The 19,522-nt window shown below is 73.1% G+C and carries 19 protein-coding genes; 10 read left to right on the plus strand and 9 right to left on the minus strand.

Annotation, left to right across the window (positions count from 1 at the left end; translation table 11 throughout):
• The first annotated feature begins 149 nt into the window (after positions 1–149).
• On the plus strand, positions 150–1,469 hold the full coding sequence (locus PV364_RS09425) for a M14 family zinc carboxypeptidase (protein WP_319659317.1): 1,320 nt from the start codon (positions 150–152) through the stop codon (positions 1,467–1,469).
• Positions 1,470–1,499: 30 nt separating this feature from the next.
• Here the strand turns inward: PV364_RS09425 and PV364_RS09430 are convergent, their stop codons facing one another.
• The 3 genes from PV364_RS09430 to PV364_RS09440 form a co-directional block, all read right to left on the minus strand.
• Positions 1,500–2,249 carry a YciI family protein gene (locus PV364_RS09430; protein WP_319659318.1) on the minus strand — a complete coding sequence of 250 codons (750 nt, stop codon included), beginning with the start codon at positions 2,247–2,249 and terminating at the stop codon, positions 1,500–1,502.
• 55 nt (positions 2,250–2,304) lie between these two features.
• A complete protein-coding gene (locus PV364_RS09435; RefSeq protein ID WP_319659319.1) occupies positions 2,305–2,739 on the minus strand; it encodes a protein-tyrosine phosphatase family protein in 435 nt (144 codons plus the stop codon).
• A gap of 345 nt (positions 2,740–3,084) precedes the next feature.
• The gene (locus PV364_RS09440; protein WP_319659320.1) at positions 3,085–3,807 is read right to left on the minus strand and encodes an FAD binding domain-containing protein; all 723 of its coding nucleotides are present in this window, start codon (positions 3,805–3,807) and stop codon (positions 3,085–3,087) included.
• 655 nt (positions 3,808–4,462) lie between these two features.
• Between PV364_RS09440 and PV364_RS09445 the strand changes: the two genes are divergently transcribed.
• From PV364_RS09445 to PV364_RS09455, 3 genes are all read left to right on the plus strand, one after another.
• Positions 4,463–5,023 (plus strand): NAD(P)H-dependent oxidoreductase, encoded by a 561-nt coding sequence (locus PV364_RS09445; RefSeq protein WP_319659321.1) that lies wholly within the window; start codon positions 4,463–4,465, stop codon positions 5,021–5,023.
• A 178-nt stretch (positions 5,024–5,201) separates the two neighbouring features.
• A complete protein-coding gene (locus PV364_RS09450; protein WP_319659322.1) occupies positions 5,202–7,562 on the plus strand; it encodes a SpoIIE family protein phosphatase in 2,361 nt (786 codons plus the stop codon).
• A gap of 31 nt (positions 7,563–7,593) precedes the next feature.
• Positions 7,594–8,751: a methyltransferase gene (locus PV364_RS09455; RefSeq protein WP_319659323.1), complete on the plus strand. Its 1,158-nt coding sequence runs from the start codon at positions 7,594–7,596 to the stop codon at positions 8,749–8,751.
• Between the two features lie 90 nt (positions 8,752–8,841).
• Here PV364_RS09455 and PV364_RS09460 read toward each other — a convergent pair whose 3' ends face one another.
• Both PV364_RS09460 and PV364_RS09465 read right to left on the minus strand, forming a co-directional pair.
• Positions 8,842–9,336 carry a hypothetical protein gene (locus PV364_RS09460; protein ID WP_319659324.1) on the minus strand — a complete coding sequence of 165 codons (495 nt, stop codon included), beginning with the start codon at positions 9,334–9,336 and terminating at the stop codon, positions 8,842–8,844.
• Positions 9,337–9,506: 170 nt separating this feature from the next.
• Complete coding sequence (locus PV364_RS09465; protein ID WP_319659325.1) at positions 9,507–10,583, minus strand: adenosine deaminase; 1,077 nt, start codon at positions 10,581–10,583, stop codon at positions 9,507–9,509.
• 460 nt (positions 10,584–11,043) lie between these two features.
• On the opposite strand from PV364_RS09465, the gene PV364_RS09470 reads away from it, so the two are divergent.
• From PV364_RS09470 to PV364_RS09485, 4 genes are all read left to right on the plus strand, one after another.
• Positions 11,044–12,204, plus strand: coding sequence for an acyl-CoA dehydrogenase family protein (locus PV364_RS09470; protein WP_319659326.1), 1,161 nt, complete (start codon positions 11,044–11,046; stop codon positions 12,202–12,204).
• Entirely contained in the window at positions 12,201–13,055 is an 855-nt protein-coding gene (locus tag PV364_RS09475; protein ID WP_319659327.1) for a phosphate/phosphite/phosphonate ABC transporter substrate-binding protein, read from the plus strand. Before PV364_RS09470 ends, PV364_RS09475 begins: the two co-directional genes overlap by 4 nt.
• Positions 13,052–14,269, plus strand: coding sequence for a ferritin-like domain-containing protein (locus PV364_RS09480; protein ID WP_319659328.1), 1,218 nt, complete (start codon positions 13,052–13,054; stop codon positions 14,267–14,269). Before PV364_RS09475 ends, PV364_RS09480 begins: the two co-directional genes overlap by 4 nt.
• Positions 14,270–14,444: 175 nt before the next feature.
• Positions 14,445–14,867, plus strand: coding sequence for a hypothetical protein (locus PV364_RS09485; RefSeq protein WP_319659329.1), 423 nt, complete (start codon positions 14,445–14,447; stop codon positions 14,865–14,867).
• Between the two features lie 22 nt (positions 14,868–14,889).
• On the opposite strand, the gene PV364_RS09490 is transcribed toward PV364_RS09485, so the two are convergent.
• Together PV364_RS09490 and PV364_RS09495 are read right to left on the minus strand one after the other, a co-directional pair.
• The gene (locus PV364_RS09490) at positions 14,890–15,261 is read right to left on the minus strand and encodes a ClpX C4-type zinc finger protein (protein WP_319659330.1); all 372 of its coding nucleotides are present in this window, start codon (positions 15,259–15,261) and stop codon (positions 14,890–14,892) included.
• Positions 15,262–15,408: 147 nt separating this feature from the next.
• Complete coding sequence (locus PV364_RS09495) at positions 15,409–15,612, minus strand: cold-shock protein (RefSeq protein ID WP_037915390.1); 204 nt, start codon at positions 15,610–15,612, stop codon at positions 15,409–15,411.
• A gap of 301 nt (positions 15,613–15,913) precedes the next feature.
• Here PV364_RS09495 and PV364_RS09500 point away from each other — a divergent pair, with 301 nt between their 5' ends.
• Positions 15,914–16,162 carry an SCO5918 family protein gene (locus PV364_RS09500; RefSeq protein ID WP_319659331.1) on the plus strand — a complete coding sequence of 83 codons (249 nt, stop codon included), beginning with the start codon at positions 15,914–15,916 and terminating at the stop codon, positions 16,160–16,162.
• Between the two features lie 12 nt (positions 16,163–16,174).
• Here the strand turns inward: PV364_RS09500 and PV364_RS09505 are convergent, their stop codons facing one another.
• Complete coding sequence (locus PV364_RS09505) at positions 16,175–16,540, minus strand: DUF5994 family protein (RefSeq protein WP_319659332.1); 366 nt, start codon at positions 16,538–16,540, stop codon at positions 16,175–16,177.
• Positions 16,541–16,610: 70 nt separating this feature from the next.
• Entirely contained in the window at positions 16,611–16,862 is a 252-nt protein-coding gene (locus PV364_RS09510) for a hypothetical protein (RefSeq protein WP_319659333.1), read from the minus strand.
• A gap of 911 nt (positions 16,863–17,773) precedes the next feature.
• Between PV364_RS09510 and PV364_RS09515 the strand changes: the two genes are divergently transcribed.
• A complete protein-coding gene (locus tag PV364_RS09515; RefSeq protein WP_319659334.1) occupies positions 17,774–19,510 on the plus strand; it encodes an MFS transporter in 1,737 nt (578 codons plus the stop codon).
• Positions 19,511–19,522 lie beyond the last annotated feature (12 nt).

Here is a 19,522-nt window from a genome sequence, read left to right on the forward strand (position 1 = left end):
CGGCGACAGCGGACCGGGCCGCGAATCCCAGGACCGCGCTCTCGGTTTCATGCGCGGCGGAAAGCACCCGCTCCCTATTCTTCTCGTAACAGGAATGTCGCCCCGGCCGACGATCGACCCCGAATTTCCACCGGAGGAGGAGGCGTCGCATGAGAGCGCTTCCGGGACCGGAGGGGATCGACCTCGCGCCGTGGGCCGCGCGGCACGCGTTCCCGTCGCCGGGGGAGGTCGATGACGAACTCGCCCGTATCGCCGCCACCCACCCCCGTTGCCGTCTGGAGCGGCTCGGCCTGTCGCGCGGCGGCCGCCCCGTGACGATGCTGATCGTCCCCGGCGGCCCCCGGCACGTGGTGGTCGTCGGCGGTCCGCATCCCAACGAACCCGCCGGCCACCTGACGGTCCTCGCCCTCGCCCGCCTCCTGACCCGCGGCGACAACCTGACCAGCGGCATCGGCTGCACCTGGCACCTGGTGGGCTGCATCGACCCGGACGGTGCCGCCCTCAACCCGTGGACCGGGATGCCGTTGGACCTGACCGCCTACCACCGGCACTTCTACCGGCCGCCGCTGGCGGCCCAGCCGGAGTGGACGTTCCCCGCGCCCGGTTTCTCCCGCCCGCTGCCGGAGACCACGATCCTGCACGAACTCCTGACCGCGGTACGCCCCGAGGTCTACGTCGACCTGCACAACGCGGACTTCGGCGGCGCGTTCTTCGTGGTGAACCGCCCGCACCCCGCCCTCTCCGGGGCGCTGCGCGACGCCGCCGCCCGGCACCGGATCCCACTGGGCCACGAGGGGATCGACACCATCGGCTGGGCCAAGGACGGGCCCGCCGTCCATGTCATGCCGCCGGTCGGCGAACTCGTCATCACCCCGCCCGGCGCCGACGGGCCCTCGCACGGCGCGAGCAGTCTGCACCACCTCCCGCCGGGTGCGATCGGTGTCATGCCCGAAGTACCGCTGTGGCCGGCCCGCACGCTGCCCGCCCCGTCCACCGGCCCGGGCACCCCCGGCTACCCGGAGCTGATGCGGCGGACCGCCGCCTTGCTGCACGAGCGCTGCCACCTCCTTGAGGAGCTCCTGGACCGCGCGCTCCCCCATCTGCCCGGCGACGCTGCGGTGTTCACCGACGCCGCCGCCGACACCCTGAAGGCCGCCGCCTCATGCGCGGAACTGTGGCGCACCATGGCCGCGGGGCCGGTCACCCGCGACCAGTACGCGGCCGCGGCCGACGGCGCGGCATGCCTCCCCCTGCGCGCCGCCGGCATGCTGCTGCGCGCCACCGCGACGGTGCCCGTGCCCCTGAACTCCCGCCCGGCCTTCACGGGGGCCGAACGCACCGTGCCGACCGAGGCGTTCGAGAGCTGGGACAAGGACCTGCGGGCCACCGCACCCGCCCCGTACCCCCTGCACGCTGTCGTCGGCCTGCAGACCGCCACCGCCCTCACCGCGGCCGCGATCGGCCCCTGACCTGCGGGGACACGCCCGGTGCCTCTGGGGTCATTGAGGCGGGCGGGGCCAATGAGGCTGAGGCGGGCGGACCGGCACATTGCGCTCACCCCTCGCCCGGGTGCGGGCGCCATACGTGCGGGATAGGGTTTTGACGGCAAGCAAGGCGCTCCGCCGGCCGTTCCGGACGGACGTCACCACCGGACGCACCGACGGGACGCATCGAGCGGACGCATCGACCGCGGAGCACCTGCCCGGCTCGGAAACCTGCGAGTTCGCAATCCCACGTTCTCCATCGGGCAGGTGCTTCCGTGCGCGTTCAGTGAGGCGTCGCGCCTCGGGAGTTCGCCGGCCGGGACGGTGCTGGAGGGGGCACGGCACAACGGGCAGGGCAGGAGCGGCGTCGCGGTCCCGGGAACCCGCTACACAGCAGCCCGCGTCCATGCCGAACGCGTCGTGGACGGCCCGCACTTCGACCGCCACGACGTGGAAGTCCACGACCCGTGGGGCGATCTCCCGCGCCCGCTCCGGGCTCGCGCATTCGATCACGTAGTAGGCGGTCGGCTGCTCGGCCGCTCCCGTGAACGGCCCGTCCGTCGCGGCCGATCCCGATCCGTCCCCCCGCCACCGGATCGTCGTGGTGTCCTTCGGGTAGGCCGGCCCGGCTCCGTTCAGCATCTCACCGGTGCCCGCCAGGTCCTGGTGGAGCGCTTCGTGCCGGCGGACCACCTCGGCGCGCTGGGCCGCCGACATCGCCTCGGTCGCCGCGGGATCGGCGTACATCAGCGCCACGTACTTCATGCCCTCACACTGACACCGTACGCAGGCGCCGCACCAGACCGGGACGGCTCGTCCGTCACAGGTCCGGGAAGCGCCGTACGAACCGGCGTTGCCAGGGGGTCTCCACCGCGCGGCGGTCGTAGTGCCGGCGGACGTACGCCACGGCCTGGCCGGCCGGCACTCCGTCGAGGACCGCCATGCACGCCAGGGCCGTTCCCGTCCGGCCGTACCCACCCCCGCAGGCGATCTCGACGCGTTCGTGCGCCGCCCGGCTCAGGGCCTCCCGCAGCACCTCCCGCGCTTCCCCCGGGTCCCGGGGCAGCCAGAAATCGGGCCAGCCCAACCACCGGGCGTCCCACGCGGTCGGCGGAGGCCGCTTCCCGAGCAAGTACACGGCGAAGGCCGGCGCCGGCCCGGACGGCAGCGGACGACGCAGCCCCCGGCCCCGCACCAGCACGCCCGAGGGAAACCTCATGACCCCGCCCCCGGTCGGGCTCCAGCTCTGCGTCATGCAGGCACTGTAGCGACGTCCGACGCGGCGTCGGCTCCGATCCCGGATCGCCCGGTCGGCGAGGTGCGGGAAACGCCGTCGCGCGCCGCCACCGGCCCGGTTGCCCCTCGCCATCCGGGCACACGATCTGCGTCGGCTGGGCGCGTGCGGCTGCGGCGACGACTTCTGTCAGAGCATCCGGACGCAGACCACCCGCAAGGGCAGCCGTACGGAGCCGGGCACCGCTGCGTGCCGCTCCTGGCCGCCACCGGCGTGCTGCTGCTGGACGTCGTGGAACGCTGGATCGTGTACGCCGAGAACCTCGACCGGCCGCCCATGCGGCGTCAGGACGCGGCCGTCGCGGCCTCAGCCGCCGGCGGGCCGGGTGACGATGTCGCAGACCTGTCGGCGGACGACGTCCCGGGCCGCCGGGGGCAGCGAGCCGATCCCGGTCGGTTCCAGCGCGTGGAGGGCCTGTTCGGGGTCGGTGCCGCACGGGGTGGTCGCGGTCAGGACGTCGTAGCCGTCGCGGACGGCGACGCGGAGGTGGGTCCGCCCGGCGGTGTCGGCGTGCACCGCGGTGGCCACGACGAGGGGTGGCGGGCCACCCGCTTCGGCGGGCTGCTTGTGGTAGCCGCTGGTGACCGGTTCGCGCCAGCGGATGCCGAGCAGCAGGTGGCGCTTGCCGAGGGCGTCGGACAGGCCGGTCTCGTAGGTCCCGTCCGGTTCCAGGGTGACGGCGCGGGCGTCGAGGACGAGTGCGGCGGGCAGCAGGCAGCGCAGGGCGCTGCCGACGAGATTGCCGCCGACGGTGGCCGTCCGGCGAACGGCTCCCGTGCCGACACTCGCGGCCGCCCGTCGCAGTGCCTCCGGCACGCGGTCGTCGATCCGGTGCAGTACCACCGCCGCGCCCAGTGCCTCCCGTTCGATGGCGTTGGCCTCGGGCAACTCCCGCAGTGACATGGCGTGTTCGGGGAAGCCGTCGCGCTGCCAGCCGGCCCACACGAGCGTCGCCCCGCCGATCGGCACCGCATCCCGGGCCATGCACTCCTGGGCCTCGGTCACAGAGGTGGGCAGATGCAGGAGCACGGCGGTCGACCTGCTTTCCTGGAGAGCCGGCGATGGAAGGAGATCGCCTCACCTGTCCGATCGCCTCGCTTGCGTATTCTCCCCCGACATGCCGGAGCGCGTACAGGGCACGGGAGTTGAGCGGCCCGGTGCGGCTCCGTGGCGGCAGGCCGAGGTCGAGCGCGGCGCAGCGGGTGCCGGTGCCCTCGGCGACTCGGCCGCGCCGGGACGCCGTTGGCGGCCGGCGGTTCCTTCACCGGTGCGACGACGAGAGGGGGCCGCCACGGCTCGGCACGGTCGCCATGGAGGACGCCGGGCCCGGGGAGAATCGCTTCCCGCGGCGGGGGCGATGCTCCGCCCGGACCGCCCGCGCTCGCACGACCGGCATCGGGCACGAGGACCGCGCGGCAAGCCAGGTGCCGCGCTCGGCGCGCCCCGGTGATCACTGATCCGCTCCAGGAATGGCCGAGCACGAACGGCCACGCCCCCGGCGCGTCGACCGCGTCCGGGGCCGCGGCCGTGCCAGCGGGTCAGTGAGCACCAGGCGTCACACCGTCCGAACCAAGTACTTGCTTGACGCATCAAGCACATCCGACGTACTTTCCTTTCGCAAGCATCTACTTGATGAGGCAAGCATATGTTCAAGCTGTTCAAGACGAAGGAAACAGAGGCGCCCATGACCAGGATCGGCATCATCCTCGGCAGCACCCGCCCCGGCCGCAACGGCGAGGCCGTGGCCCGCTGGGTGCACGAGATCGCCGCGCAGCGCACCGACGCCGAGTTCGAGCTCGTGGACCTGGTGGACTACAAGCTGCCGCTGCTCGACGAGGCGTACCCGGCGGCGATGGGCCAGTACTCCCAGCCGCACACCCACGCCTGGGCGCAGAAGATCGCGTCCTTCGACGGCTTCGTCATCGTCACCCCCGAGTACAACCACTCCGTGCCCGGTGCGCTGAAGAACGCCATCGACTTCCTGCACGCCGAGTGGGTCGACAAGGCCGTCGGCTTCGTCAGCTACGGCTCGACCGGCGGCACCCGCGCCGTGGAGCACCTGCGCCTGATCGCCGGCGAGCTGCAGATGGCCGACGTCCGCTCCCAGGTGGCCCTCTCGCTCTTCACCGACTTCGAGAACTTCAGCACCTTCAAGCCGGCCGAGGGCCAGCGCGACACCCTCGCCACCACCTTCGACCAGGTCGTCAGGTGGGCCAACGCGCTCGCGCCGCTGCGCGCCAGCTGACCCGTCGCCGGCGGCACCGCGCGGAACCGGCGGAGGACCACGGGACGCTGCCCGTGGTCCTCCGCCGCCCCGCTTCGCCCTGGTGGGAACGGGGCTGAGCCGATCGGTGTAGCTGTCGGCCGGGCGGGCCTGCCGCCGGAAGGGGATGGGCAGGCATGGGGGGCGGAGGTGCTTTCGGATGCCCAGCGGTGACGTGCTCGCCCTCGTCGACGAGGGTGGCCGGGTGGTCGAGTGGGGGCCCGCAGCCGAGGAACGGTTCGGGCGGACCGCCGACGAGGCCGTCGGGCGGTCCGTGACCGCGCTCATGAGCGCGGTCACCGGGCCCGGCGCCGAAGGGCCACGACTCGAAGGGCTCGCCGACACCTCCGGGGTACTGGTCAGGCCGGTGCTGCGCGGCACGTCCGTCGCCTGGCAGGTGTTCTCGGCGGGCGGCGCCCGCCCGGGGCAGGACGCGGCGGTCCTGAAGGCCCTGTTCACGCACGCGCCGGTGGCGCTGCACGTCCTCGACGTCCGGCTGTGCGTGGTGCGCGCGAGCACCGCCGTCCGCGGGCCGCGTCCGGTGCCCGAGGATCGAGTGGTCGGGCGGCACTTCACCGAGGTGTGCGCCTTCGAGGCCCCCGGCGACGAAGCCGTCGTGGCGCAGGGGGTGCTCGACAGCGGGGTGCCCGTGGTGGACCGGCTCGTGCGGGGCGTCAGACCCTCGCCCGGACTTCGGCGCCCCATCCGCTCCGTCTCCTACTTCCGGCTGGAGGGCGCCGACGGCGAGGTGCTGGGCCTGGTGGCGTCGGCGGTGGACGTCACGGAGCGGGAGAACGCGCAGAATCGCCTCGCCTTCCTGGAGACGTTCCGTACCCGGGTAGGGCACCGCCTCAGCGTGGCCGCCGTCTGCTGGGAGGTGGTGGAGGCCCTGGTGCCCGCCTTCACCGGCATCGCGGTCGTCGACGTGATCGACGACGTCGTCCGCGGAGAGGAACCGCCCTCGATCCCCGTCCGCGAGGACGTTCCCCTGCGCCGGGCGGCCTTCAAGGGGCTCGTCGCGGGTCACCCGGTCGGAGACGTCCGCCCCCTGCCGGCCGGCACCCCCTTCTCCCACGTCCTGTCGGACCTGCGCCCGCGCCTCGTTCCGATCGACGAGGACAGCTCGTGGCTGGACACCGACGCGGACCGGGGAGATGCCATCCGGCGGTCCCTCGCCCACTCGCTGATCGTGGCGCCACTGCAGCTGCGCGGCCAGGTTCTCGGCGTGGTCAGCTTCTTCCGCCACGGGGACGAGGACCCCTTCGAGGACGACGACATCACGGTGGCGTCCGCCGTGTGCGCGCACGCCGCGCTGTGCATCGACAACGCCCGCCAGTACATGCGCGAGTGGATCATCGCCTCGACCGTCCAGCACCGGCTGCTCCCCCGGCAACCCGTCGCACCGGCCACCCTGGAGATCTCCCCGCTGCACCTTCCCGATCCGGAGGACGCCGGCGCGTGGTTCGACGCGATTCCGCTGCCCGGCGCCCGGACCGCGCTGATCGTCGGCGACGTCACCGGGCAGGGCATCACGACGCCCATCATGATGGGGCTGCTGCGCACGGCCGTGCACACGCTCGCCGCCCTGGACCTGCAGCCCGACGAGTTGCTGGCCCGCCTGAGCGACACCGCGTCGCGGCTCTCCGCCGCCGATGCCGCGCTGCCCCCCATGGACCCCATGCACCGCGGCCCCGTCACCGCCGGCTGCACCATCGCGATCTACGACCCGGTGGACCTCACGTGCACCGTCGCCCGCGCCGGCCTGCCGGAACTCGTCGCCATCCTTCCCGACGGCACCCCGGCCGGCCTGTCCGTCCCCCCGGGCCCGATGCTCACCGGGTCGGGCAGGGCCCCGTTCCCGGCGACCACCGTCAGCCTCCCCCAGGGAAGCACTCTGGCCATGGCCACGGGCGCGCTCGCGGACCAGGTCCTGACGCCGGCCGGCGCACTGCGTCCGCTGCTGGACCGCGCCCACACACGGCCCCTGTCCGACCTGCGCGACACCATCGCGTCGGCGGCCGCGGACGGCCACCTCTCCGGCGAGACCCTGATGCTGCTCGCCCGTACCAAGGCACTGCCCCCGGAACGGGTGCTGATCCTCCCGCTGCCCGCGGACGCCGGGGCCGCGCCGGTCGCCCGCGCCGCGACGCAGCGGCAGATGCGGCTGTGGGGCCTGGACGAGGAGACGGCGTTCACCACCGAGCTCATCGTCAGCGAGTTCGTGGGCAACGCGGTCCGCCACGGCGCGCCGCCGCTGCGTCTGCGCCTGATCCTGGACCGGATGCTGACCTGCGAGGTCAGCGACGGCGCACCCAGCTCGCCCCGGGTGAAGCACGCCCGCACCATCGACGAGACGGGCCGCGGGCTGTTCATCGTCGCGAGCCTCGCCGACCGGTGGGGCACCCGCCACCACGGGCGGGGAAAGACGGTCTGGGCCGAGCAGCCGACCGGGCGGTCCGCACCGGCCGCACCGGCCGCACCGGGGCCCGGAACGCCGGGCCCGGGGCCCGCGGGCGGGTGACGGTCCGCGCAGCCCGTACGCTGAGGAGGCGATGAACGTCTTCAGCACGCCGTCGGGCGCACTCGAACTGACACGCTTCCCGGCGGACCCGCGGGAGTCCCTGCGGGCATGGGACGCCGCGGACGACTATCTGCTGCGGCACCTGGCCGAGACCGGAACGGACCTGACGGGCGAGGTCACCGTGCTCGGGGACCGCTGGGGGGCGCTGGTGACGGCGCTGGCCGCGCACCGCCCGGCGCAGATCACCGACTCCCACCTCGGGCAGCAGGCCACCCGGGCCAACCTGCGGCGCAACGCGCCGCGGGCACAGGACGGGGTGCGGATGCTGACCACGCGCGACGACCCGCCCGCGCGCATCGACGTCCTGCTGGTCAGGGTGCCCAAGAGCCTGGCCCTGCTGGAGGACCAGCTGCACCGGCTGGCACCCGCGCTGCACGCCGGGACCGTCGTAGTGGGCACCGGCATGGTCACCGAGATCCACACCTCCACGCTGAAGCTTTTCGAACGGATCGTCGGACCGACGCGCACGTCGCTGGCCGTCCGCAAGGCCCGGCTGATCTTCAGCACACCCGACCCCTCGGCCCGGCACGGCGCGAACCCGTGGCCGCTGCGGTATGCGCTCCCCGACGGCATCGGCGTGCTGTCGGGCCGCACGGTCACCAACCACGCCGGGGTCTTCTGCGCCGACCACCTCGACATCGGCACCCGGTTCCTGCTCCGGCACCTGCCGGACCGGCACGGACCCGACAGCGTGATCGACCTGGGCTGCGGCAACGGCGTGGTGGGGACCGCGGTGGCACTCGCCAACCCCGGCGCCGACGTGCTGTTCGTCGACGAGTCGCACCAGGCCGTGGCCTCCGCCGAGGCGACGTTCCACGACAACGCGGGGCCCGGGGCAAAGGCCCGGTTCCTCGTCGGTGACGCCGCGGACGTCCTGACGGCGGTCCCGCCCGGCGGCGCCGACCTGGTGCTCAACAACCCGCCGTTCCACTCCCACCAGTCGGTCACCGACACCACCGCCCGCCGTATGTTCCACACCGCCAAGGACGCGCTGCGCACCGGCGGCGAGCTGCTGGTCATCGGCAACCGGCACCTGGGCTACCACGTACGGCTGCGGCGGCTGTTCGGCAACTGCGAAGTCCTCGCCTCCGACCCGAAGTTCGTCATCCTGCGGGCCGTCAAGAGCTGAGCGCCCCCGGCCGGGCCCCGGTGACGTGCTCACGCTCCGCGGCCCGCGCCGGTACGGGCCGCACGGCCCGCGGCTGAGGGCGCCGCCGGCTCACGCGAAGGCGGCCTCGTCGAACGAGCAGCCTCCGCGGTCCGCGGGCGGCAGGGCGTAACGGGACGTCAGCCGGGGCGTGCGGCGGAAGTACTGCCGGTAGCCGGACGCCCGGAACGCCAGGTCGAAGGCGTGGCCCTCGACATGCCAGTGCGGCAGGTCCTGCCGGTCGTCCTCCGGAGTCAGCCGGTGCAGGGCGTCGATCTCCAGGTCGGGCGACCGGCCCTTGAAGCCGAGACCCCCTTCGAGGTCCTGGACGTCGTCGAAGACCAGCGTCGCCGGGGACACCCAGAAGGTGAAGTGCTTCTCCGGCGGGAGTGGCTGGACCCAGCGGACGATGTAGTCGAGGTCGAGCAGGAGCCGTGGCGGGCCGGCATCGGTCTGCTGCAGGTGGAGTCCGTGCACGGTGGCGTAGTGCCACCCCATGTCCTCGAAGTCGGCGTCGCTCCACACACTCTTCGAAAGACCTGATTCCTGGTGATCATCTGCGCTCATGGCTGCATCCAACCAAATCCTTGCCCGGCCGCGACAACGAGGGGACAGCCTGACTGGCCGGGGTCCGGGGCGTGTCGGCCAGGGTATCGCGGCTGGACCGGGGGCCGGCGAAGCCCCGGACGGCCCAGCCTTTGCGCACGTTCGGGTGGTCGGCGGTCGGCGGCGGGGCGTCAGGACCGGCGTCCCGCCGCCGCGTAGGCGTCTATCTCCGCCACGATGCGCTGCTTGCCTGCGTCGTCGAGGAACGACGCGCGCACCGCGTTCCTCGCGAGGTCGGCGAGTCCCGCCTCGTCGAGGCCGAGCAGCCGGGCGGCGACCGCGTACTCGTTGTTCAGATCGGTGCCGAACATCGGCGGGTCGTCGGAGTTGACGGTGACCCGGACCCCGGCCCTGACGAACTCCCCGAGGGGGTGGGCGTCCAGCGTGCGGACCGTCCGCGTGGCGAGGTTGGACGTCGGGCAGACCTCCAGCGGGATGCCGTGCTCGGCGAGGTACGCGAGGAGTTCCGGGTCCCGGGCGGCGTGGGTGCCGTGACCGATCCGTTCCGCGCCGAGGTCGCGCAGCGCCTCCCACACCGCCTCCGGTCCGGTCGTCTCGCCGGCGTGCGGCACGGACCGCAGGCCGGCGGCGACAGCGCGGTCGAAGTACGGCTTGAACTGGCGTCGCGACACACCGGTCTCGGGTCCGCCGAGCCCGAAGGAGACCAGGCCCTCGGGGCGAATGCGGTCGTCGGTGGCGAGCCGCGTGGTCTGCTCGGCGTACACCCCGGGCCGGCCCGGAATGTCGAAGCACCAGCGCAGGATCACCCCGAACTCCTTCTCCGCCGCCGAACGGGCGTCCTCGATCGCGTCCATGAAGGCACGTTCGTCGATGCCGCGCCGGACGGAGGTGTACGGGGTGACGGTCAACTCCGCGTACCGCACGTTCTGCCGGCCCATGTCCCTGGCGGCCTCGTACGTCAGGAGGCGGACGTCCTCCGGCGTGCGGACCAGACCGGCCACGGCGACGTACACGTCGATGAAGTGGGCGAAGTCCCTGAAGGTGAAGTATCCGGCCAGCGCCTCGGGGTCGGCGGGCACTCCGGCGCCGGGATGACGGGCCGCCAGTTCCGCCACGATGCGGGGGGAGGCGGAGCCGACGTGGTGCACGTGCAGTTCGGCCTTCGGCAGTCCGGCGATGAACGCGCCCAGGTCACGGCCGGGCCCCTCGTCGCCCGTGAACGGGTCGCGCTTCTCGGTACCGTCCAATTGATGCCGCCCGGAGAGTCGACGCAGCCCCCACGGCCGCCGGCCTTGCCTGAAGGATAAGGCGGCAGACCGGCCGCCGCGCCCCGGCATCGCGAGGAATCCGGGCAGCGGAACCACGACGGGGCCCCGTCCCCCGTGGCCGCCGCAATGCATCCGCCGGCCCCGGGCGGTCGTCGCTCGGGAATTCGGTATTTCCCTGAATGCGGTCCGGAATTTCCGTGACGCGAACCGGCGGTGATGCCGGAACACCGTGCGGACTTGTCAGGGGAAACCATGTTCCTCGGGCACCGCCGGCGCGGGCCCCGATCAACCCGATGATCACTCTTCCGGAGCGGGCGGCGCGCGCTCCCACCGAGACCACGGGCGGACTGCTTGGGTGTTGACCGGCCACACCGTCCATGTCCGTGTCCGTGTCTGCGTCCGTGTCTGCGTCCGGATCTCGTATCTCCATGGGGAACACATGCTGCAAACCACCGAGGCGACGCCTCCCGGCACCGTGCGACCGGATGTCGGCGCCGTTCTCCGCGACCACGTCCGGCCGCTCGCCGACGAGGTCGACCGCGCGGGCCGCTTCCCCCGCGAGAGCGTGCGCGCACTCGCCGACGAGGGCGCCCTCGGCCTGCTCAGCTCCCCGGCGCACGGCGGGGGCGGCGGGGACCTGCGGCAGGCCGCCGCGGTGATCGAGCAGGTGGCGGGGGCCTGCGGCTCCACGGCGATGGTCCTGCTCATGCACTACTCCGCCGTGTCCGTCATCGAGCGCCACGGGCCGGACGACGTACGGCGGGCGATCGCCGAGGGCCGCCACCTGAGCACGCTCGCCTTCTCCGAGCGCGGGTCGCGCAGCCACTTCTGGGCACCCGCGGGCACGGCCGTTCCGGCCGGCGCGGGCGACGTGCGACTGGACGCGGTGAAGTCGTGGGTCACCGCGGCGGGCGAGGCCGACAGCTACGTCTGGTCGAGCCGGCCGCTGCGGGCCGACGGCCCCATGACGCTGTGGCTCGTCCCGGGTGACCTCCCCGGCCTGTCGGTGCGCGGCGACTACGACGGGTTCGGGCTGCGCGGCAACGCCTCCTGCCCGATCACCGCCGAGGGCGTGACCCTGCCCGCGCGGGCCGTGCTCGGGACCGACGGACAGGGCCTGGCCACCGCCCTGGAACTGGCACTGCCGTGCTTCCTCGTGCTGAGCGCCGCCTTCTCCCTGGGGGTCATGGAGACGCTCGCGGAGCTGACCGCCCGGCACTTGCGCACCGCCCGCCTGGAGCACCTGGGCGAGACGCTGGCGCAGCAGCCCGTCACCCGCCGGCAGTACGCACAGCTGCGCCTGCGCACGGACTCCGTGCGCGCCTTCCTGGACGACACCCTGGACGCGATGGCGGCGGGGAGCCCGGGGGCGCCGGTGCGGGCGCTGCAGGTGAAGGCGCTGGCGGGCGAGGCCGCGGCCGAGGTGGCCGACGGCGCCATGCGCCTGTGCGGAGGGTCGGCCTTCCGCCGGGACCTGGGCGTGGAGCGCCGTTTCCGGGACGCCCTGGCGGCACGCGTGATGGCACCGACCACCGAGGCGCTGCACGACTTCTGCGGCCGCGCCGGACTGGGCCTGCCGCTGTTCGAGGAGGCCGGATGACCGACATCGTCCTGGGCGCCGTCGCGTACGACCCGAAGGTCGTCACGATCTGGTCCGGTTTCCGCTCGTGGCTGCGCGAGCACGGCCTCGACATGGACTTCGTGCTCTACGCCCACTACGAGCGGCAGACCGAGGACCTGGTCCGCGGCCGTATCGACGCGGCGTGGCAGTCCCCCCTCGCGTGGCTGCGCACCCGCCGTATGGCGGAGGCCGCGGGCACGGGGGTCAGGCCGCTCGTCATGCGCGACACCGACCGCGACCTCACCTCGGTGATCGTGGTGCGGTCCAACGGGCCGGTCGTCACGGTCGCCGACCTCAAGGGCGAGACCGTCGCCGTGGGCGCGATCGACTCGCCCCAGGCGACCCTCCTGCCCCTGCGTCATCTCAGGGACGCGGGCCTGATCCCGGGGACCGACTTCCGCGTCCGGCGCCACGACACCGGCGTGGGGCTGCACGGAGACCACATCGGGGGCGAGCGCGAGGCGGCCCGCGCGGTCCTGGCCGGGGAGGTCGCGGCGGCCTGCATGAGCGACGCCTCCTACCTCACCTTCGGTCTGGAAGGGTCCCTGCCCGCCGGGACCACGCGTCTGCTGGCGCGCACCGCCCCCTTCGACCACTGCGTGCTCGCCACCGGGCCCTCGCTCGGCACGGAGCGCGGTGAGCGGCTGTCCGAGCTGCTGCAGTCGATGTCCTACGCCGACCCCGGCGTGCGTCATCTGCTCGACCTGGAAGGGCTCAGGCAGTGGCTCCCTGGACGCGACAGCGGCTTCGCAGACCTGGCGGCGGCCGTGGACGAGACGGGGTTCTACGACGCCGAGGGCAACGTCACGATCGCCGGCTACCGACCGTGACCGCGGGCGGGGAGCCGTCCCACCTCGTGCTGGACCTGGCGGGGACCGGCTTCGACGAGGGCGCCCATCTGCTGCTGCGCCGCTCGTTGAGCCAGGTGGCGGCCGGCGGCAGGGTCGCCGTCACCGGCATGGGTCCCGCGCTTCTCGCCCCCCTCACCGCCTGGTGCCGCCGCGAGGGCCACACCGTGTCCCTCGCGGCGCCGGAGGAGGCCCCGGTGCGTGCCCATGTGCGCCGTGGCGACACCGCCGTGGCCCGGTGGGAGGGCGCCGAGCGTGCCGGGGGCCCAGACGCGCGCGAGGTGGCCAGACGGCCACCGCTGCACTGGGGCCTGGCCGCGCGCGGCGCCCTGGTGGAGGCCGGCGGGCCGGAGGTGCCCTTCGCGGTCACCGATCAGGACGTCGCCTGGACGGACCTCGCGCCGCGGCTGTACCGGCAGGCGGCGGCCGCGCAGTGGGACCCGCTGACCGCCGTCCCGTGGGACACCGCGTTCGCCCTGCCGGACGAGGTCGAGGCGGCCGTCGTACAGGTCATGACGTACCTGGTGGAAAACGAACAGGCCGCGCTCATCGTGCCGGCCCGCCTGCTCGTGCAGGTGCACCCGCACTTCCGTGAGGTGCTCCAACTCCTGGCCGTGCAGGCCGCGGACGAGGCCCGGCACATCGAGGTGTTCACCCGGCGGGCGCTGCTCAAGGGCGGCACCATGGGAACGTCCACGGTCGGCGGCCGGGCGTCACTGACGACACTGCTCACCGAGCCGGACTTCTCCATCGCCTCCTTCCTGCTGTCGGTGCTCGGCGAGGGCAGCTTCCTCAATCTGCTAGCCTTCCTCGAACGGCACGGCCCCGACCCGGTGACCCGGCGGATCAGCCGCCTGGTCCGCCAGGACGAGGCACGGCACGTGGCCTTCGGCCTGGGGCACCTGGAGCACCGTGCGAACGTGGACCCGCAACTGCGCGGCCTGCTGCGGGCCGCGGTGGAGCGCCGGCACGACGCGCTGGCGGGCTCCGCCGGTCTGAACCAGGACGTCTTCGACGCCCTGGTGCTCCTGGCCGCCGGTTCGTGGGCCCCGGCGGCGATCGCCCGCGGCTGGCGGGCGGTGCAGCGCCTCCAGGCGGACATGGACGAGGCGCGCCGTCACCGGCTGTCCCGGCTGGGCTTCCCCGACGACGAGGCCACCGCCCTGTCGGCCCTGCACACCCGCAATTTCATGTGACGGCGCCGCGCGCGGGCATGACACGACGGTGCGTCCTACGATGGGACAAAAGGCCCTTCGAGCCCACGGCCACCTCACGGCCACCCCATCGGGCGCGGACACCGCGCCGTTACGCCGCGCGGCCCGCCATCGGGAGGCCGCCGCGCGGAAGTTCGCCGGTCGAGGAGGCAGCACCATGTCGCGTCGTCCCCTGTCGTGCCTCCTGCTCGCACTCGCCGGCGCCCTCGTTCCGGCGGCCGCCGCGGCGGGCGCGGATCCGCCGATGCTGCTGGACGACGTGACCCAGCGGCCGTCGGTCATGCCGCCGACCTTCGAGGCGACGAACACGGCCGCCCTGGTGGGTCTGCGCTGGTCCCATTGGGGCTCGCCGGAGGCGACCGGCCGGGGCACCCTGAGGATCAACACCTGCGAGCCCAACTGCGCGGAAGGCCACGTCCGCGTGCTGCCGGGCTCCGATCTGCAGGTGCGGGGCGTACGGATCGACCAGGGCCGCCACTACTACCGGCAGTACCGGATCCTGAACGCGTCCTTCTCCCCGTCGGACCGTGCGGCCTACGCGCACTGGACGGACACCTACACGCCCAGGGACTTCCGCTGAGGCGGTCGCCCGTCGCGCGCGCTCACTCCTCGCCGGAGAACCGCTCCCACGCGGACTGGCGGGTGATCCCGAGGGTCTCCCCGATCCTGCTCCAGGTGACGCCGCGTCGGCGCAGTTCCCGCACCCAGGCGGTGAGGTCGGCCTCGGCCGCGTCGATGTGCGCGGCGACGCGCGGAATGTGACCGAGCATCTCCTCGTCCGTCATCGACTCCCAGACGGACACGGGCCGCCCCGCGGGGCTGCCGAGGCTCCCGTCGATGATCGAGGCGGACAGGGCCACGCACTCGTTGCAGATGTACACACCGGGACCGGCGACCAGCTTGTCGACCTCGGTGTTCGGCTTGCCGCAGAAGGAGCAGCGGGTGAGTTCCGGCAGAGTCTCGGACAGTGTCACGGTGCGCCCCCGAACGGTCAGGATTTTCCTGAACCCTAGGCCGTCAGGGCGAACCTGACAAGGCCTCAGCCGCGCGCCCGCGGTACGACAACAGACCGGGGCCGGCACCCGTGAGGGTGCCGGCCCCGGACCGCGATGCCGTCGGCGTCAGGCGGGAACGATGTTCTCGGCCTGCGGGCCCTTCTGGCCCTGCGTGACGTCGAAGCTCACCTTCTGGCCCTCCTGCAGCTCACGGAAGCCCTGGGTCGCGATGTTCGAGTAGTGGGCGAAGACGTCAGCGCCGCCACCGTCCTGCTCGATGAAGCCGAAACCCTTTTCCGCGTTGAACCACTTCACGGTGCCAGTTGCCATGATGAAACTCCTTCGGGAGCAGTACACCAAGTCCGCACTGTGCGGACTTCTGTCGCCGCAATGACCCTCCGGAAGGACCGGAAAAACAAAAATGCACCTGTGGGTCACATCCCGTCAGGCGCACATAAAGTTCATGGGTACCAAAACTGCAACGTAACCAACGTAACACAGAATTCACGGCGGGGGTGGGAGGCGCGACGAGGAAGGTTCGCCCCGTTTCCCCTCGCCGCGCTGTCGTTCTGGGCCCCGTCTTGTGCGAGGCTGGCTGTGCCAGCTCATCCGTCCACCGTGTGGAGACCCAGTGCGCTGCATCATCGCCGGTTACCCCTTCGACCTCACCGCGAGCGAGGTGCAGCGGGCCATGAGCGGTATCGCTCCCGAGCCTGCCGCCGGCGAGTGCGTCCTCATCGGTCAGCGCTCCTACCCCGTCAAGCAGGTGGGTGCGGTGATCACCCGCCAGGACCGGCGTGACTTCACCGCCGCGGAGGTCACCCGGGCCATGAAGCGCCTCGGGTTCACCTGTCACCCCACTCCCCCCGCCGACGTCTGAGCGCGCGGGCCCTCACCCCGGCGGGGCGGCGGCGCGGACGTCCTCGGACGCCACGACGCAGTCCATGAGGACGCGGGCCTCGTCGGCGGTGGCTCCCGGCGGTACCACCAGCAGGTCGCAGCGGCCGACGCCGTAGGACAGCAGGCAGATCGTGTTCGAGCGCGCCGCGGCCGGTGACCGGTTGATGTGCACGTCCCGGTCGGCGAACCGCAGTTCCTCGGGCCCCGTGCGCCACATCGGCCCGCTCACCGTCACCCGGCTGATGCCGGGCCAGCGTGCGTCCAGAGCGGCCAGCAGGCCGGGCAGTCCCTCGCGGAGATCGTGGGACCGCGGCCACCAGACCCCGTCCAGCCCGTGGGGACCGAGTTCGCGGCGCACCAGTCTGACCCGGGTGGGCGGATCGGGAGGACCGGGCGGAAGATCCCGGGGGCCGCGGCCGGGGGGCATGTCAGCCGCCCGTCCGCGGAGGCACGGCCAGCCACGCCTGGAATCCGCCGGGGTGTTCGGGTGTACGGGCCGTGTTCACCGTCAGATGGAGCCGGGTGCCCTGGCCGGTGCGACCGGCCGGGTAGCTGCGCTGTTCCGAGCTGGCGAACCAGGCACGGAGCACTTCCGCCACTTGCCGCGCCACTTCCGGTGAGGCGGCGGTGATGCACACGTCGGCGAGGGGGGATGCCGGAAGCGCCGACTCGGCTCTCACGGTGTCTCCTTGGCCGCGCGCCCCGCGTCGGCGGGCCGCGACGACCGTGGCGCGGCCGTGGGGACAGCGGTGGGTACGCGGTATGCGCGAGGGGGCAGGCCGGGCATCGTCGTCGCGGCCATGACGCCGCCTTCCAGCCTGTCGAACCACCAGGCGGTCACGTTCCCGATGACGACGCCAACGCTGATGCCAACGCACGAAATGCCTTCGGTCCCCCCACCGTACTCCTCATAGGTGATGACCGTTGGCGCGCCCGCGGCCTGCCGGCGCCTGCGCCCGGTGACCGGATGCCACCCGTCGCCACCGCGGGGACAGTTGCGGCGGGGGCGGACACGGGGCGGTGCGTCGTGTCTGGGACCGGGTCATCAGGGGAGGGGCAGAAGCCGGGCGGTCATGGCGGCGACCGCGGCCACGACCGCTGCCCGGTGCCGGTGGCGGCGGGCCGTCTCGTCGCCCCCGCCCGGGTTCCGGTTCCCGGGGGGCGTGAGGAGCCGGGACCGCGTGGCGGCCAGGGCGACCATGACGTCCTGCGCTCCGGAACAACCAGACGGCTGGATGTGTGCCGCGAGCGCCATGCCGGTCGGGCGAAGGCCCGCGCGTCACCGGGGAGGACGCGTTCCGCGCGCGGCCGCCGCGGGGCCGGGACAGGCTGAGGGCGGGCGAAGGGCCGTGGTGCGGAACCCGCCACAGCCCTGACGCCTTGAATGGGCCCCCGCCGCGGCACGGTGGCGGGGGCCGACAGCCGCGGGGCCCCCGCCCACCCCGCGCAGGAAGCCCTGCCGGAACCCGGCCGGTCCGCCCTCGGTTTTTCGTCCGAGCCGCCGGAATAGTTGCCTCGACATACGGGTTTGCAAGGGACGTGGTGTGACGAACGACGCCACCTCCTCTTCCCGGCCCGGAGGCCCCACTCAATGACCCACACGACGACCGACCAGCCCACGCGGAGAACCACCGCGGCCGTCGTCCCCGTTCTCGCCTTCGCAGGCATCGTTGTCGCGGTCATGCAGACGCTGCTGGTCCCCGTCATCAAAGACCTGCCGCAACTGCTGCACACCGCTCCCACCAACGCCACCTGGGTCCTGACCTCGACCCTGCTCTCCGGTGCCGTGGCCACCCCGATCATGGGCCGCCTCGGCGACCTCTACGGCAAGCGCCGCCTGCTGATCACCAGCCTCTCGATCATGGTGATCGGCGCCGTGATCAGCGCCGTCACCAGCGAACTGCTCACGATGATCGTGGGGCGCACGCTGCAGGGCTTCGCCATGGGCGCGATCCCGCTCGGCATCGGGCTGATGCGCGACATGCTGCCCCGCGAACGGCTCGGCTCGGCCATGGCCCTGATGAGCTCCTCGATCGGTGTCGGTGGCGGCCTCGCGCTGCCCGGCGCGGCCCTGATCGCGCAGCACAGCGACTGGCACGCCCTCTTCTACGCCGCCGCCGGTCTGGGCGTGCTCGCGATCGCGCTCACCCTGATCGTCGTGCCCGAGTCCCCGATGCGCGCGAAGGGCTCCTTCGACCTGCCCGGCGCGATCGGCCTGACCACCGGCCTGGTGCTGCTCCTGCTGCCGATCACCAAGGGCAGCGACTGGGGCTGGTCCTCCGGCACCACGCTCGGCCTGTTCGGCGCGGCCCTCGTCATCCTGGTGCTGTGGGGCCTGATGGAGCTGCGGCTGAAGGCACCGCTGGTCGACCTGCGGACCACCGCACGGCGCGAAGTGCTGCTCACCAACCTCGCCTCGATCATGGTCGGGGTCAGCTTCTACGTGGTCTCGCTGGTCCTCCCCCAGCTGCTCCAGCTGCCGGCCGCCACCGGCTACGGCCTCGGCCAGTCGATGGTCGTCGCGGGTCTGTGCGTGGCGCCCCTGGGCCTGACGATGATGCTGACGGCCCCGGTCTACGCCCGGCTCTCCGCACGCTTCGGCCCGAAGGTCACCCTGATCGTCGGCATGCTGATCATCGCGCTCGGCTACGGCGGCGGTCTCGGGCTGATGGACGCCGCCTGGCAGACCGTGATCACGGCGGTGGTCCTGGGCGCCGGCATCGGCCTGGCGTACTCCTCCCTGCCCGCGCTGATCGTGAGCGCCGTCCCCGCCTCCGAGACGGGCGCCGCGAACGGCCTCAACACCCTGATGCGGTCCATCGGCACCTCGGTGTCGAGCGCCGTGATCGGCATGGTGCTCGCCAACACCGCGAACCACGCCGACGGCCTCACCATCCCGACCATGCACGGTTTCCGCGTGTCGTTCGTCATCGCCACCGGCGCGGTCGTCATCGGCGTGCTCCTCGCCCTGGGGCTGCCGGGACGGCGGGCGGCCACGCTCCAGCTGCGGACCAGCAGCGAGGAGGAGGCCGGCCTGGCGAACGCCGAGGAGGTGCTGCGGGGCTTCCGCGGCCGGGTGCTGGCGGCAGGGGGCGCGCCCGTCGCCCGTGCCAAGGTCACACTGATCGACCGCCGCGGCCGTCAGGCGGGCGCGACGATATCGGGCGAGGACGGGACGTACACGCTCACCGTCCCGGCCGAGGGCCACTACGTCCTGGCCGCACGTGCCGCCGGGCACGGCCCGCTGGCGTCCTCGGCGACCCACCCCGGCCACGAGCACCTGGTCGACCTCGACCTGTCACTGCCCGGCGAGACGGTCAGCGCCTGAGTCCGAGCGCCG

This window comes from Streptomyces sp. MI02-7b, assembly GCF_033793585.1.
In the GTDB taxonomy this organism is placed as follows: Bacteria; Actinomycetota; Actinomycetes; order Streptomycetales; family Streptomycetaceae; genus Actinacidiphila.

Excerpts from the sequence above, each read along its gene's own strand:
- PV364_RS09515 (WP_319659334.1), top strand. The coding sequence starts at position 17,774 with ATGACCCACACGACGACCGACCAGCCCACGCGGAGAACCACCGCGGCC.
- PV364_RS09485 (WP_319659329.1), top strand. The coding sequence starts at position 14,445 with ATGTCGCGTCGTCCCCTGTCGTGCCTCCTGCTCGCACTCGCCGGCGCC.
- PV364_RS09460 (WP_319659324.1), bottom strand. The coding sequence starts at position 9,336 with ATGAGCGCAGATGATCACCAGGAATCAGGTCTTTCGAAGAGTGTGTGG.
- PV364_RS09450 (WP_319659322.1), top strand. The coding sequence starts at position 5,202 with ATGCCCAGCGGTGACGTGCTCGCCCTCGTCGACGAGGGTGGCCGGGTG.
- PV364_RS09475 (WP_319659327.1), top strand. The coding sequence starts at position 12,201 with ATGACCGACATCGTCCTGGGCGCCGTCGCGTACGACCCGAAGGTCGTC.
- PV364_RS09425 (WP_319659317.1), top strand. The coding sequence starts at position 150 with ATGAGAGCGCTTCCGGGACCGGAGGGGATCGACCTCGCGCCGTGGGCC.
- PV364_RS09445 (WP_319659321.1), top strand. The coding sequence starts at position 4,463 with ATGACCAGGATCGGCATCATCCTCGGCAGCACCCGCCCCGGCCGCAAC.
- PV364_RS09430 (WP_319659318.1), bottom strand. The coding sequence starts at position 2,249 with ATGAAGTACGTGGCGCTGATGTACGCCGATCCCGCGGCGACCGAGGCG.
- PV364_RS09455 (WP_319659323.1), top strand. The coding sequence starts at position 7,594 with ATGAACGTCTTCAGCACGCCGTCGGGCGCACTCGAACTGACACGCTTC.
- PV364_RS09470 (WP_319659326.1), top strand. The coding sequence starts at position 11,044 with ATGCTGCAAACCACCGAGGCGACGCCTCCCGGCACCGTGCGACCGGAT.
- PV364_RS09495 (WP_037915390.1), bottom strand. The coding sequence starts at position 15,612 with ATGGCAACTGGCACCGTGAAGTGGTTCAACGCGGAAAAGGGTTTCGGC.
- PV364_RS09435 (WP_319659319.1), bottom strand. The coding sequence starts at position 2,739 with ATGACGCAGAGCTGGAGCCCGACCGGGGGCGGGGTCATGAGGTTTCCC.